Origin of the sequence: Enterobacter sp. BIGb0383 (assembly GCF_003751845.1) — a bacterium.
Lineage (GTDB): Bacteria > Pseudomonadota > Gammaproteobacteria > Enterobacterales > Enterobacteriaceae > BIGb0383.
In genome coordinates this window covers 357,839-370,835 of record NZ_RJKQ01000002.1, presented here as the reverse complement: position 1 = coordinate 370,835, position 12,997 = coordinate 357,839, and the positions used below count along the sequence as shown (strand labels likewise).

Here is a 12,997-nt window from a genome sequence, read left to right as displayed (position 1 = left end):
TGTTGGTTTATGCGTTTGCCCAGGCGGGACGAGGCAGGAAAGGGACATCTTACAGCGCCTGACGAATCACCTCGACGACGCCTTCAATCACCGGATCGCGCAGGCTGAGCTTGTTATAATGTAGTGAAAATTCAATGCATTCCTCGTTGACTGGCGAAAAATCGATTGTCTGCAGGGGCCAGCACTGGCTGAACAGATCGAAGAAACGCTTCGGCATCAGGCCGAGTAAATCGCTACCGGCAATCAGTGCTGCAATCGTAAACATATTGTAACTGCTGAAGCTGACCTGCCGTTCAGGGAACATATCGTGAATACGCTTACGCAGGTCGCTGTGCCCCTGACCTTCCAGCATCAGCAGCGTGTGCTGAAACTGCTCCAGATCCGGCAGCGTGAGTGGCGCCTGTAGCGCCGGATGGCCTTTCCGACAGACCAGCACCAGCGGGTCGCTATAGAGGATATGATGGGCCAGCGAGCGCACGCTGTGCACGTGACTGTCGATAATCAGGTCCGTCTGGAACTGACTGAGCTGGGTGGCCGCATCCGTCACCGGCGTATTGCGCAGCAGCAGGTGGGGATAGCTCTCTTTTACCGCTTTATAAATGGGCGGCATCAGCATTGCCCCCAGCGAAGGCGGCGTCCCTATGGTAATGGTGCGCTGCTTGTCATAGCTGCCGCTAAGATCCAGCGCGCCAAGAATCGATTCCAGGCCCTGGCTAATATAGTCGTGCAGATGCGTGGCGTAGGCGGTCGGCGTGACGCCCTGGCCTTTGCGGATAAACAGCGGGTCGGGAAAAATAGTGCGCAGTTTCTGAATCGACTGGCTTATTGCCGACGGCGTCAGGTTGAGGATTTTGGCGGCGTTAACGATACCCTTATGGACATATACGGCTTCGAAGATCGTCAGCAAATTAAGATCGATATTACGTAGCGTGCGAAATATTTGCGGCGTGTCATCATCGAGACGCTGGCTAATCCGTCTTTCTGGCAGGTCATTATAATCCACGCTGACTCTCCGAATTCATACACATTATAAATAATAGTAGAAACGTCATTACTCGTTATTATTGTTGTTGACGCATTATTTTGGTGAATGTTTTTGCCTTATAAATCAGCATCTCGCTTTACGGAGCGGTATTTATCAGGCGCGGCAACAGCCTTGCCGCTCAAGGGTATTGAGCAGGTGTCTATTATTAATTAAATCAAGCCGCCATGAAAAAATAGAGAATCTTTCCAGGGTTGTAAAGAGGGAAGGGTGAAACAGTGGCGGTCTGCATAATAAATGACCGCCATACAGGATATATCATCCAGAAATATATTCGTGGGGCGGATTATTTAACCCTGTCAGAAAGTGACGAACCAGTATGGGCTCGATACTGGCCGGCGTGGCATCGGCCACCCAGTCCTTGACCTGCGCCATTTCCATACCCGCATAGCCGCAGGGATTAATCCGCTGGAAAGGGGAAAGGTCCATCGCAATATTGAGTGCCAGGCCGTGGAAAGAGCAGCCTTTACGGATACGCAGGCCGAGAGAGCAAATCTTCTTCTCACCCACATAGACGCCGGGCGCATCGGCACGCGGGAAGGCTTCAATACCCAGCTCAGCCAGCGTATCAACCACGGTCTGCTCCAGCAGGGTCACCAGCTCGCGCACGCCAAGCTTACGACGCTTAAGATTCAGTAACACGTACATGACCTGCTGGCCCGGGCCGTGGTAGGTCACCTGGCCGCCGCGATCGCTCTGGATCACCGGAATATCACCGGTGGCGAGAATATGTTCCGCTTTACCGGCCTGCCCCTGGGTGAAAACCGGGGGATGCTCTACCAGCCATATCTCATCGAACGTGTTTTCATCGCGGGTGTCGGTAAACTCATGCATCGCCTGGGATATCGGTGCGTAGGGCTGCTGACCGAGGTGGCGAACCAGAATTTTATCCTGAAACAAAACGGTATCTCCGGGGAGGAAATAAAAAGAGTGTCGGGGAGTATATCACAGCGGGGAAGGGGTTACCCGGCGTGGCCGGGTAACGATAAGGCTTACAGCACCATACGGACGCTTTCAATATTGCCCAGCTCTTCGTACAGAGTCTCTACCTGCTCGATATGCGTGGCGGTAATAGTGATAGACACCGAATGGTAGTTGCCTTTGCTGCTCGGTTTCACCTGCGGTGAGTAGTCACCCGGCGCGTGGCGCTGTACCACTTCCACCACCTGGTCAACCAGCTCGGGCACCGCCTGGCCCATTACCTTGTAGGTAAAGGAAGTCGGGAATTCAAGCAGTTCGTTAAGTTTGGTTTTCATGTCAGCTCCGGCGTTAAAAAGAACGACTCCTGCCATAAAAGGCAGGAGTCTGGGTCATGCTAAGTATATGGGGATGAAAATCGCTATTTCAAGTGGCGATTTATTAACCGAACCAGTGGTGGAAGGTCAGCTTGATATAGTCGATGATTTTACCGAAGAAATTGCCTTCTTCGATCTGCTGCAGCACCACCAGCGGGCGCTGTTCGATAGTTTTACCGTCCAGCTGGAAGTTAATGGTACCCACGACCTGGTTTTTCTGCAGCGGTGCGTGCAGCTCGCTGCTGTTCAGCACATAGCTGGCTTTCAGATCTTTCATGCGGCCGCGTGGGATAGTCAGATAGACGTCTTTATCCACGCCCAGAGACGCACGGTCGCTGTCGCCGAACCAGGCGGGTTCAGACGCGAACTCTTTGCCCACTTTCAGCGGGTTAACGGTTTCAAAGAAACGGAAGCCCCAGGTCAGCAGCTTTTTACTTTCGGTTTCACGGCCCTTAAAGGTACGTCCGCCCATTACCGCAGAGATCAGGCGCATCTGGCCTTCGGTCGCCGAGGCGACAAGGTTATAGCCCGCTTTGTCCGTATGGCCGGTTTTGATACCGTCAACGTTCAGGCTATTGTCCCACAGCAGACCGTTGCGGTTTGTCTGACGGATACCGTTAAAGGTGAACTCTTTCTCTTTGTAGATGGTGTATTCAGCCGGAACGTCGCGGATCAGAGACTGACCAATCAACGCCATATCGCGTGCGGAGCTGTACTGACCTTCGGCATCGAGACCGTGCACGGTCTGGAAGTGGCTGTTCTGCAGACCCAGGGCGTTAACGTAGCTGTTCATCAGGCTGACAAACGCATCCTGGCTACCGGCAACGAAATCGGCCATCGCTACGCAGGCATCGTTGCCCGACTGCAGGTTAATACCGCGGATCAGCTGCGAAACCGGCACCTGCATGCCCGGCTTCAGGAACATCAGGGAGGAGCCTTTGAAGACCGGGTTGCCGGTGGCCCAGGCGTCGTTGCCGATGGTCACCAGGTCGCTCTCTTTGAACTTACCGGCTTTCATGGCCTGACCGATAACGTAGCTGGTCATCATTTTTGTCAGGCTGGCGGGATCGCGGCGCGCGTCCGCATTCTGCTCTGCCAGAACCTTGCCGGAGTTGTAGTCGATCAGGATCCAGGATTCTGCGTCGATTTGCGGCGCACCCGGGATCATGGTTTTGATATTCAGGTCATCGGCATACGCAACGCTGGTTGCGGCACAGAGAGCCGTGGTGAGCGCCAGGCGCTGCACAAAACGAGCAGAGAAAGTGGTCTTCATGGTCAGAACAACGACATCCGTGATGGAGTTAAAAAAAGTGCCCTACTATAGCAAATGCTATACAGGCGGGCATCTGAGATTGCGCATGACTTTGTTAACGTCACTTACAGAAATTGACAATCTCAGATGCGTACGTAAATCAGTTGGCGCTGGCCACAAACGACTGCAGCTGCGCTTCGCTTTGCAGGCGCTGCTGTAGCGCGCTGGCTTCGGCCTTGCTGCTAAACGGCCCCAGTTGGATACGCCAGACCGCACCGTTCTGTACCACGCGTCCCGGCGCAGAGAACTGCTGGCTTAAGCGCTGCTGGAACTGTTGGGCACGGCCTTGATCGCTGACGGCGCCAACCTGGACCACCAGGCTACCGGCAGCCGCCGGTGCTGCGGCAGGTGCTGCTGTCTGAGCGGCGGGGGCAGCAGCAGGAACGGCACCCTGAACGGAACCCGGTGCCGTAATCGGCGCGTTCTGCGTTGCGACCACTGGCGTAGCGGCAGCCGGTGCTGCGGGCTCACTGCTTTCCAGTACGCCGGTATTCAGCGTGGTCGGGGCACCGAGAAAACCGCTGCTTCTGACCGGAGCGCCAGCGCTGTCTTCGCTTTGCAGCGTCGAATTACTGATCTCGCGAACGTCGCCCTGCGGCTGCATCGCCTGCGGTGCGGAGGAGACGCTGCCCATACCGCCGGCTAAATCCGGACGCGCTGGCAGCGCGTAGGTTTGTTTGGCGATAGTGGTACAGACGGTTCCCGGGCCGGACATGCTGCCATCCTGGGCCACGATAATCGGGTCGATCCGCACCTTGGTATTGTTCGAGTTGTTCAGGCGATCGGCGGCGGCACGGGAGAGGGAAATAACCCGGTCATTGCCGTAGGGGCCGCGATCGTTGATGCGTACCACGAGCATACGCCCGTTCGCCAGGTTGGTGATGCGGGCATAGCTTGGGATCGGCAGCGTCGGGTGCGCCGCCGTCAGCGCTGCGGCGTCAAACATTTCACCGGAGGCGGTCAGGTTGCTGCCCGGCTCGGCGTCATAAATTGCGGCGAAACCGGCCTGGCTGAAGCGGGAGGCATCCTGCACGATTTTGTAGTTTTTACCGTCGCGCTGATAATCCTGGTTGGCCGTGGCGTTCAGAGGCTCAAAGCGAGGCTCCGCGCCGCTGATTTCGACTATCGGACCGTTACATACCGCAGGTTGCGGTGCCACAGCGGTCTGCTGCTGGCCATCATCACTGGTACAGGCCGCCAGCAGTCCCGCCGCGACACAGATTCCGAGCCATTGTTTACGCATTGCGTACCTCTTACACACTTTTCGACAGCATTTTTCTGTGGGTGTGTATCGACATGATGATACCAAACCCGGCCATGAGTACGATGAGCGCTGAGCCTCCGTAACTCACCAGCGGCAGGGGCACCCCTACAACCGGCAGAATACCGCTCACCATACCAATATTCACGAAGACATAAACGAATAAAATCAGCATCAGGCCACCGGCCATTACCCGGCCAAAGGTGGTCTGCGCGTGGGCGGCAATCCACAGCCCGCGCATAATCAGCAGCAGATAGAGCGCCAGCAGGATCAGAATACCCACCAGCCCGAGCTCCTCCGCCAGAACGGCAAAGATAAAGTCCGTATGGCGTTCAGGAAGGAACTCCAGCTGCGACTGCGTACCGTGCAGCCAGCCTTTGCCACCGAAGCCGCCGGAGCCGATAGCAATTTTGGACTGAATAATATGATAGCCCGCGCCGAGCGGATCGGATTCCGGATCCAGCAGCATCATGACGCGCTGACGCTGGTAATCGTGCATCAGGAAGAACCACAGAATCGGAATAAAGGCCGCCAGCAGCAGGGCCGCAATGCCGATCAACCGCCAGCTCAGGCCGGATAAGAACAGCACGAAGAGGCCGGAAAGCGCGACCAGAATCGAGGTGCCGAGGTCAGGCTGAGCGGCAACCAGCAGCGTGGGCATAAAAATCAGTACCAGCGCGATAGCGGTATTTTTCAGCGACGGTGGGCAGACATCGCGGTTAATAAAGCGCGCCACCATCAGCGGTACGGCTATTTTGGCGATTTCCGAGGGCTGGAAACGAATGATACCCAGATCCAGCCAGCGCTGTGCGCCTTTTGAAATGGCCCCGAATGCATCAACGGCAATCAGCAGGATCACGCAGACGATATAGAGATAGGGCGCCCAGCCTTCATAAACCCGGGGCGGGATCTGCGCCATCACCACCATCACCACCAGGCCGATGGCAATCTGACCAATCTTACGTTCGGTCATGCCGATATCCTGGCCGCTGGCGCTCCAGATAACCAGCGAGCTGTACACCAGCAGCGCGAGAATAATCAGCAGAAAGAGAGGGTCGATATGGATTTTATCCCACAGAGACTTTTTGTTGCGGTTATCCGTCATGGTCATTAATCCTCCGCCGCCGCCGTGGCTGGGTTTTCATCCGGTAAATCCGTGTTGTTATCACCCAGCATGATGTGATCGAGGATCTGACGCATGATGGTACCGACCGCCGGCCCTACGCCGCCGTTCTCAAGGATGATCGCCACGGCGACCTGGGGTTTGTCGTAAGGGGCAAATGCCGTCATCAGCTTATGGTCGCGCAGGCGTTCCGCTATCTTATGGGCGTTATAGGTTTCGTTGGCCTTAAGGCCGTAAACCTGAGCAGTACCTGACTTGGCGGCAATTTTATAGGGCGCGCTGGCAAAGTATTTATGCCCGGTACCGTTGGCCCGGTTAGCCACGCCGTACATACCGTCTTTGGCGATCTCCCAGAAGCCGGAGTGAATATCGCCAATGGTGGTTTGTTCCGCCTGCTTCCACGGCACCTGTTTTCCGTCCTGGACGGTACTCATCATCAGGTGCGGAACTTTGACCACCCCGTCGTTAATCAGAGTGACCAGGGCTTTGTTCATCTGCAGCGGCGTCGCCGTCCAGTAGCCCTGGCCGATCCCCACCGGAATGGTGTCGCCCTGGTACCAGGGCTTCTTAACGTGTTTCAGCTTCCATTCGCGGGTAGGCATATTACCGGAACGTTCTTCCGAAAGATCGATACCGGTGTAATGGCCGTAGCCAAACTTGCCCATCCACTCAGACAGGCGGTCGATACCCATATCGTAGGCGACCTGGTAGAAGAAGGTATCCGCCGACTCTTCCAGGGATTTGGTGATATTCAGACGGCCGTGGCCCCATTTTTTCCAGTCGCGATAGCGCTTTTCGGAGCCGGGCAGCTGCCACCAGCCGGGGTCAAACAGGGTCGTATTATGGTTAATTACGCCGGTTGTCAGTGCCGAGACGGCAACAAACGGCTTCACCGTGGAGGCCGGCGGGTAGACACCCTGGGTCGCACGGTTAATCAACGGCGTATTGGGATCGTCCAGTAGGCCTTTGTAGTCTTTCGTGGAGATGCCATCAACAAACAGGTTCGGGTTGTAGCTGGGGGTCGATACCAGCGCCAGAATACCGCCGGTGCGTGGATCGGTGACCACGACGGCGGCACGGCTGCCTTCCAGCAATGTTTCAATATAGGTCTGTAAATTCACATCGATGGTCAGTCGGATATCGAACCCGGCCTGCGGCGGCACTTCTTTCAGCTGGCGGATCACGCGTCCGCGGTTGTTGACCTCGACCTCTTCATAGCCGGTCTGACCATGGAGCATCTCTTCATAGTAGCGCTCGATACCCAGCTTGCCGATATCGTGGGTCGCCGCATAGTTCGCCAGCTTGCCGTCTTTATCCAGGCGTTCGACGTCGCGGTCGTTGATTTTCGACACGTAGCCAATCACGTGGGTCAGGGCGGAGCCATACGGGTAGTAGCGGCGCTTGTAGCCTTTAACTTCCACACCCGGGAAGCGATACTGGTTCACCGCGAAACGTGCGACCTGGATTTCCGTCAGGTTAGTTTTAACCGGGATAGAGGTGAAACGGTGCGAGCGTGAACGCTCTTTTTTGAAATTGGCGATATCATCATCGGTCAGATCGACCACGCTGCGCAGGTCTTCCAGCGTTTGCTGAATGTTATCGACCTTCTCCGGCATCATCTCTACCTGATAGATGGTGCGGTTCAGCGCCAGCGGGATGCCGTTGCGATCGTAAATAATGCCGCGGCTGGGTGCGATGGGCACCAGCTTGATGCGGTTTTCATTGGAGCGCGTCTGGTAGTCGGTAAAGCGGACGATTTGCAGATTGTAGAGGTTGGCGATCAGCACGCCGGTCAGCACGACGATCCCGGCAAAGGCGACCAGCGCCCGACGCACGAAGAGCGCGGATTCTGCGGTATAGTCGCGAAAAGAATTCTGTAATTTCATCCGCTGCTTAATCTACCCTTGTCATCATTACTCGCGGTGGTAAGGGTGGTTAGTGGTGATGCTCCACGCCCGATACAGGCTCTCCGCAACCAGCACCCGCACCAGCGGGTGGGGAAGGGTCAACGCGGAGAGTGACCAACTTTGTTCCGCCGCCGCTTTACAGGCGGGCGACAAACCTTCAGGACCGCCAATCAGCAGGCTGACGTCGCGGCCGTCCATCTTCCACCGCTCCAGTTCATTGGCCAGCTGCGGCGTATCCCAGGGTTTCCCCGGGATATCGAGGGTCACGATGCGGTTCTTGCCCGCGGCGGCCAGCATCAGCTCGCCTTCTTTTTCAAGAATGCGTTTAATATCGGCGTTTTTGCCGCGCTTTCCCGCCGGGATCTCGATCAGTTCAAACGGCATATCTTTCGGAAAGCGTCGCAGGTACTCGGTAAAACCGGTTTGTACCCAGTCGGGCATTTTAGCGCCGACGGCGACCAGCTGAAGCTTCACGCATTAACCCCAGAGTTTTTCCAGCTCGTACAGACGACGGCTCTCTTCCTGCATCACGTGGACGATGACGTCTCCCAGATCGACAACGACCCAGTCAGCGATGGCCTGGCCTTCAACGCCCAGCGGCAGCAGCCCTGAAGCGCGGGATTCCTGCACCACATGATCGGCAATAGAAGCAACGTGGCGGCTGGAGGTGCCGGTACAGATAACCATGCAATCCGTGATGCTGGACTTACCCTTAACGTCGATAGCGATGATGTCCTGACCTTTCAGGTCATCTATTTTGTCGATAACAAAATCCTGGAGTTCTTTACCCTGCAAGTGTTCCCCCTGGGGAGTTGAAAATTAATCAATAGTAAACAGCCCGACAGTATACCCGAAAGTCTCGCGTATTCGGGACAAAATGTTGCCGGATGGGCTCGGGAAAGTGGGCTATCATCCCATCCCGGGCGTGTGATTGCATCGCCATTTTTGTAAAACAATTTCTCGGGCGAGGCCGCACAGGCTGCGGAGAATAGCAGCCTGTCGATGTCTGTCAATGGGACGGCGTCGTTGCGGGTGAAAAAACGGCAAATCAGGCGCTGGCGCGACTGTTCAGCACGCGCAGGGTGGCGAAATCCTCCTTAAGTTCGATCAAACTCCAGCACCCCTGATCCAGATGAAAATGCCACAGGGCGGCGGCGGGCATCTTTAGCAGCAGGGCAATCAGCAGGCTGAGTACGCCCTGGTGGCTGACAATAAGCACATTTTCCCGCTCGCTGTGCTGCGCCAGCTGCGCGATAAATTCGCTGACGCGGGTGCTGAAGTCCTGAAACCCCTCGCCGCCGGGCGGAACGGTATTTTCCCAGTCCGCACACCAGGCCGCCCAGTTTTCCACATCTTCCTCTGCCAGATCGCGATGGTGGCGCATCTCCCACTCACCAAAAAACATCTCGTTCAGCAGCGACGTCGTCTCGACCGGCACGGCCGTATCGGCCAGCACCAGCCGGGCGGTATGCCGGGCGCGCTCCAGCTCGCTGCAAAAGACATGGTCAAAAGTGACGTCCTGCAAGAGTGTATGCAGCGTCCGGGCCTGTTCTATTCCGCGTGCGGTCAGCACCGCCGGAGCATGACCGCAAAACACGCCCGCTACGTTGGCGTCAGTTTCGCCGTGGCGTACCAGCCAGAGCCGCATAGGTTTCTCCCTGTTGATGAAAGCATAAAATTGATTTCGCGACCCTAACCGGTCGTCGTTTTCCGTTAAGATAACCTTTTTGACCGGAGTGGCAATATGGCTTTGCTGAACAGCGCCCACGGGGGCAATATCCGCGAGGCGGCGGCGTGGCTGGGCATCGATCCGCAGCAGTTGCTGGATTTTAGCGCCAATATTAATCCGCTGGGGATGCCCGGGGCCTTAAAGCAGGCGCTTTGTCAGAATATGGACCTGCTGGAACGCTATCCGGATCCCGCCTATCCCGGCTTGTATCAGGCCCTGGCCGCGCATCATCAGCTGCCTGCCGCCTGGCTGCTGGCGGGCAATGGCGAAACGGAGGTGATTTATACTCTCGTACAGATGCTGGCCCCGCGTCGCGCTATGCTGGTTGCGCCGGGCTTTGCTGAATACCGCCGCGCCCTGCAGCAGGTTGACTGCCAGATTGAGACGTTTTTGCTGACGGAAGCCGAAGGCTGGCAGTTAACAGAGTCGATTCTGCCCGCGCTGACGGCGGAGCTGGATTGCCTGTTTTTGTGCACGCCCAATAATCCTACCGGCCTGATGCCGGATGAGAGCCTGCTGCTGGAGATTGTGGCGCGCTGTCGCCAGCTGAATATCGCCCTGATTGTGGATGAGGCCTTTCTCGATTTTCTGCCCGATCGCAGCGGGTTGATCCCGCATCTTGCCAGTAACCCGCACCTCTGGGTACTGCGCTCCCTGACCAAATTCTACGCCATCCCCGGCCTGCGGCTGGGCTATCTGCTGAACAGCGATCCGCAGGCGGTCGCACAGCTGCGTGAACGGCAGATGCCCTGGACCATTAACGCGCTGGCCGCGCTGGCGGGTGAGGTGATTCTGGAGGATAAGGCTTACCAGCAGGCGACGCTACGGTGGCTTAACGCCGAACGTCCCCGGCTCTGTCAGCGGCTGCGGGCGCTTTCCGGCGTAACGGTCCTCGAAGGGCAGGCGAACTATCTGTTTCTGCGCTGTGATGTGGCGGGGCTGGATCTACAGCGCGCGCTGCTGGAGCAGCATGTGCTGATCCGTAGCTGCGCCAACTATCCAGGGCTGGACGAGCGCTATTTTCGGGTGGCAGTGCGTAGCGCGGGGGAAAATGACCGTCTGGTGGAGGCGTTTGAACAGGTTTTAGCGGTATAGCCCTTCGGCATTGATATAGTCGAGCACCGCCTGCGGGAGCAGATCGTCGCAGGCTTCGTGTTGCTCCAGCCGCTCGCGGATCAGCGTGGCGGAGATCGCCAGCCACGGGGTTTCCGCCAGCCAGATTTTACCTGCCGGGAGCCGGTGCAGATCTTCCATATCGCGGGTCAGATGCCGTTCCAGCCACTGCTGGTGCACCTCTTCGGGCATGGTCATTGCGTAACCCGGGCGACGGCAGACGATCAGATGACAGTTATCGAGGATCGTTTCATAGCTGTGCCAGCTGGGGAACGTCAGCAGCGAATCCTGGCCGATAATAAACGCCAGAGAGGCGTCAGGGCCTTGCTCTTCCCGCCAGGCCTGCAGCGTCTGCGCCGTATAAGAGGGCGCGTCGTTCTTCAGCTCTCGTTCATCCAGGCGGAACAGCGGCTTATCGGCAATCGCCAGCTCGACCATCCGCTTACGCTGGGCGCTGGTCGCTTCCGGCTGGGCACGGTGCGGCGGCACGTTGTTGGGCATGATAATGACGCGTGACAGGCCCACCTGATTTGCCAGAGTTTCCACCGGCGTGAGGTGACCATAGTGAATGGGATCGAAAGTCCCGCCAAAGAGTGCCTGTAACGATGTCATATCAACCATCAATAAAGATATCTGCCAGCGCCTTATGACAGAGTAGCAAAGAAAGGCTTTCCAGCTCGTCCCAGACCGACTGGCCGTAATCTTTCTTCAGGGTCAGTTCGATGCGGGTCAGCCAGCTCACCGCCTGACGGAGCTGATCTTTGCTGAGGCGGTTAACGGCATCGGTGATAAGCCCCCGGCGATTCTGCCAGACGCGGTGCTTATCGAACAGGCTACGCAGCGGCGTATGGGCGGACTGGCGCTTGAGATTGACCAGCAGGAGCAGCTCACGCTGTAGGGTACGCAGCAGGATCACCGGTTCCCCGCCCTCAAGACGCAGCTGCTGGAGAATATGCAGCGCACGTTTGCTTTTGGCTGCCAGCAGGGCATCCACCCAGTGGAAAGGCGTGAAGTGGGCAGCATCGTTTACCGCCTGCTCAACCCTTGGCAGGGTCAGTTTGCCGTCAGGCCACAGCAGCGCCAGACGTTCCAGCGCCTGAGAGAGCGCCAGCAGGTTACCTTCATAGCAGTAACAGAGTAGCTGGCTTGCCGGTTCATCAAGCTGGAGCTTGTGTTGTTTTGCCCGCGCCGCCAGCCAGCGCGGCAGCTGCGCCTGTTCCGGCGTCTGGCAGGTCACCAGCACAGCACGATTTGCCAGAGCGGAAAACCAGGCGGCATTTTCCTGGGCTTTGGTCAGCTTATTGCCGCGAACGATCAGCAGCAGATCGTCATGCAGCATGCCGATAAGCGTGGTCAGCTGTTCGCCAATCGCGGCATTAGGACCGTTATCCGGCAGGGTGAGCGTCAGGGTCTGGCGGCTGGCGAACAGGCTCATGGCCTGGCTCAGCGCAAAAAGGGATGACCAGTCCGTGCTGGTATCCAGCACGCACTGATGATGTTCAGTAAAGTCATGGGTCGCGGCAATTTCACGCACCGCATCCTGGCTTTCCTGCAGAAGCAGCGGGTCATTACCGAGCAGCAGATACGCCGCGCGCAGCCCTTCATTGAGCTGCGCGCGGAGTTGTTCAGGGTACAGCCGAATCATCAGTTACCCAGCGTTGCGGAGACACGCGCTGGAGCCGGAGCGGCTTCCTCGCGTGTGGCTTCGGCATCAGCGACTTTCACGCTTGGCAACTGACGGATCAGCTGTTCCGCCGCTTTGATATACATCTCGTTGATGATCATGGTTTGCTCGGCGTTTTTGGCCAGCGCGGTCTGCGGGTTATCGAAGAACGAGCGCCAGACTTTGGTGCTGATAGGGTAAATATCATGCCCCGGGATCAGCACCGACGCGGAAACCGCCATCACCATCTGATATTCAGCGGTACGGCCGTCGCGGAAAATGGACGCGGTGTCTCTGGCGACAGACGCGCCGCCCAGCCGCAGGGACGGAACGTCCTGACGGGTTGAGCCTTTTTCCAGAACCTCGACGCCATTAAGGCGCAGCTGTTCACGTACCGCCCGGGTAAACGGACCGTTCGGATCGCCGCTATCCAGGATCATGGTTTTCATGGTTTCCGGAACCTGCGTGGTGCTACGCAGGTGCCAGCCACATCCGGCGGTGACCAGCACCACCAGAGACAACAACATTGTAGCCAGATGTCGCACGCTTCCT

The 12,997-nt window shown here is 57.2% G+C and carries 14 protein-coding genes; 1 reads left to right on the top strand and 13 read right to left on the bottom strand.

From position 1 onward, the window contains the following. Nucleotides 1–49: 49 nt before the first annotated feature. From EDF81_RS10165 to EDF81_RS10110, 10 genes are all read right to left on the bottom strand, one after another. On the bottom strand, nt 50–1,003 hold the full coding sequence (locus EDF81_RS10165; RefSeq protein WP_123348023.1) for a YbeF family transcriptional regulator: 954 nt from the start codon (nt 1,001–1,003) through the stop codon (nt 50–52). A gap of 297 nt (nt 1,004–1,300) precedes the next feature. Continuing rightward, nucleotides 1,301–1,942, bottom strand: coding sequence for a lipoyl(octanoyl) transferase LipB (gene lipB / locus EDF81_RS10160; protein ID WP_123348022.1), 642 nt, complete (start codon nt 1,940–1,942; stop codon nt 1,301–1,303). A 92-nt stretch (nt 1,943–2,034) separates the two neighbouring features. Beyond that, on the bottom strand, nt 2,035–2,298 hold the full coding sequence (gene ybeD / locus EDF81_RS10155; RefSeq protein ID WP_123348021.1) for a DUF493 family protein YbeD: 264 nt from the start codon (nt 2,296–2,298) through the stop codon (nt 2,035–2,037). Nucleotides 2,299–2,401: 103 nt separating this feature from the next. Further along, a complete protein-coding gene (dacA, locus tag EDF81_RS10150) occupies nt 2,402–3,610 on the bottom strand; it encodes a D-alanyl-D-alanine carboxypeptidase DacA (RefSeq protein WP_123348020.1) in 1,209 nt (402 codons plus the stop codon). A gap of 139 nt (nt 3,611–3,749) precedes the next feature. Further along, a complete protein-coding gene (gene rlpA, locus EDF81_RS10140; protein WP_123348018.1) occupies nt 3,750–4,892 on the bottom strand; it encodes an endolytic peptidoglycan transglycosylase RlpA in 1,143 nt (380 codons plus the stop codon). Between the two features lie 10 nt (nt 4,893–4,902). Next, nucleotides 4,903–6,015: a peptidoglycan glycosyltransferase MrdB gene (mrdB, locus tag EDF81_RS10135; RefSeq protein ID WP_123349026.1), complete on the bottom strand. Its 1,113-nt coding sequence runs from the start codon at nt 6,013–6,015 to the stop codon at nt 4,903–4,905. A 5-nt stretch (nt 6,016–6,020) separates the two neighbouring features. Next, nucleotides 6,021–7,919 (bottom strand): peptidoglycan DD-transpeptidase MrdA, encoded by a 1,899-nt coding sequence (gene mrdA / locus EDF81_RS10130; protein ID WP_123348017.1) that lies wholly within the window; start codon nt 7,917–7,919, stop codon nt 6,021–6,023. Nucleotides 7,920–7,946: 27 nt separating this feature from the next. After that, complete coding sequence (rlmH, locus tag EDF81_RS10125) at nt 7,947–8,414, bottom strand: 23S rRNA (pseudouridine(1915)-N(3))-methyltransferase RlmH (protein ID WP_123348016.1); 468 nt, start codon at nt 8,412–8,414, stop codon at nt 7,947–7,949. Nucleotides 8,415–8,417: 3 nt separating this feature from the next. After that, the gene (rsfS, locus tag EDF81_RS10120; RefSeq protein ID WP_123348015.1) at nt 8,418–8,735 is read right to left on the bottom strand and encodes a ribosome silencing factor; all 318 of its coding nucleotides are present in this window, start codon (nt 8,733–8,735) and stop codon (nt 8,418–8,420) included. A gap of 253 nt (nt 8,736–8,988) precedes the next feature. After that, entirely contained in the window at nt 8,989–9,588 is a 600-nt protein-coding gene (locus EDF81_RS10110) for an adenosylcobalamin/alpha-ribazole phosphatase (protein WP_123348013.1), read from the bottom strand. A gap of 96 nt (nt 9,589–9,684) precedes the next feature. Here EDF81_RS10110 and cobD point away from each other — a divergent pair, with 96 nt between their 5' ends. After that, on the top strand, nt 9,685–10,764 hold the full coding sequence (gene cobD / locus EDF81_RS10105) for a threonine-phosphate decarboxylase CobD (protein WP_123348012.1): 1,080 nt from the start codon (nt 9,685–9,687) through the stop codon (nt 10,762–10,764). Here cobD and nadD read toward each other — a convergent pair. From nadD to lptE, 3 genes are read right to left on the bottom strand one after another with little or no spacing between them, the layout of a single operon-like run. Then, entirely contained in the window at nt 10,753–11,394 is a 642-nt protein-coding gene (gene nadD / locus EDF81_RS10100; protein WP_123349025.1) for a nicotinate-nucleotide adenylyltransferase, read from the bottom strand. The genes cobD and nadD overlap by 12 nt on opposite strands. Nucleotide 11,395: 1 nt before the next feature. Next, entirely contained in the window at nt 11,396–12,427 is a 1,032-nt protein-coding gene (gene holA, locus EDF81_RS10095) for a DNA polymerase III subunit delta (RefSeq protein WP_123348011.1), read from the bottom strand. Beyond that, on the bottom strand, nt 12,427–12,990 hold the full coding sequence (lptE, locus tag EDF81_RS10090) for an LPS assembly lipoprotein LptE (protein ID WP_123348010.1): 564 nt from the start codon (nt 12,988–12,990) through the stop codon (nt 12,427–12,429). The genes holA and lptE overlap by 1 nt, the downstream gene beginning before the upstream one ends. Nucleotides 12,991–12,997 lie beyond the last annotated feature (7 nt).

Coding starts and splice junctions, on each gene's coding strand:
- ybeD (WP_123348021.1), bottom strand. CDS start 2,298: ATGAAAACCAAACTTAACGAACTGCTTGAATTCCCGACTTCCTTTACC.
- dacA (WP_123348020.1), bottom strand. CDS start 3,610: ATGAAGACCACTTTCTCTGCTCGTTTTGTGCAGCGCCTGGCGCTCACC.
- rlpA (WP_123348018.1), bottom strand. CDS start 4,892: ATGCGTAAACAATGGCTCGGAATCTGTGTCGCGGCGGGACTGCTGGCG.
- mrdB (WP_123349026.1), bottom strand. CDS start 6,015: ATGACGGATAACCGCAACAAAAAGTCTCTGTGGGATAAAATCCATATC.
- mrdA (WP_123348017.1), bottom strand. CDS start 7,919: ATGAAATTACAGAATTCTTTTCGCGACTATACCGCAGAATCCGCGCTC.
- EDF81_RS10110 (WP_123348013.1), bottom strand. CDS start 9,588: ATGCGGCTCTGGCTGGTACGCCACGGCGAAACTGACGCCAACGTAGCG.
- cobD (WP_123348012.1), top strand. CDS start 9,685: ATGGCTTTGCTGAACAGCGCCCACGGGGGCAATATCCGCGAGGCGGCG.
- nadD (WP_123349025.1), bottom strand. CDS start 11,394: ATGACATCGTTACAGGCACTCTTTGGCGGGACTTTCGATCCCATTCAC.
- holA (WP_123348011.1), bottom strand. CDS start 12,427: ATGATTCGGCTGTACCCTGAACAACTCCGCGCGCAGCTCAATGAAGGG.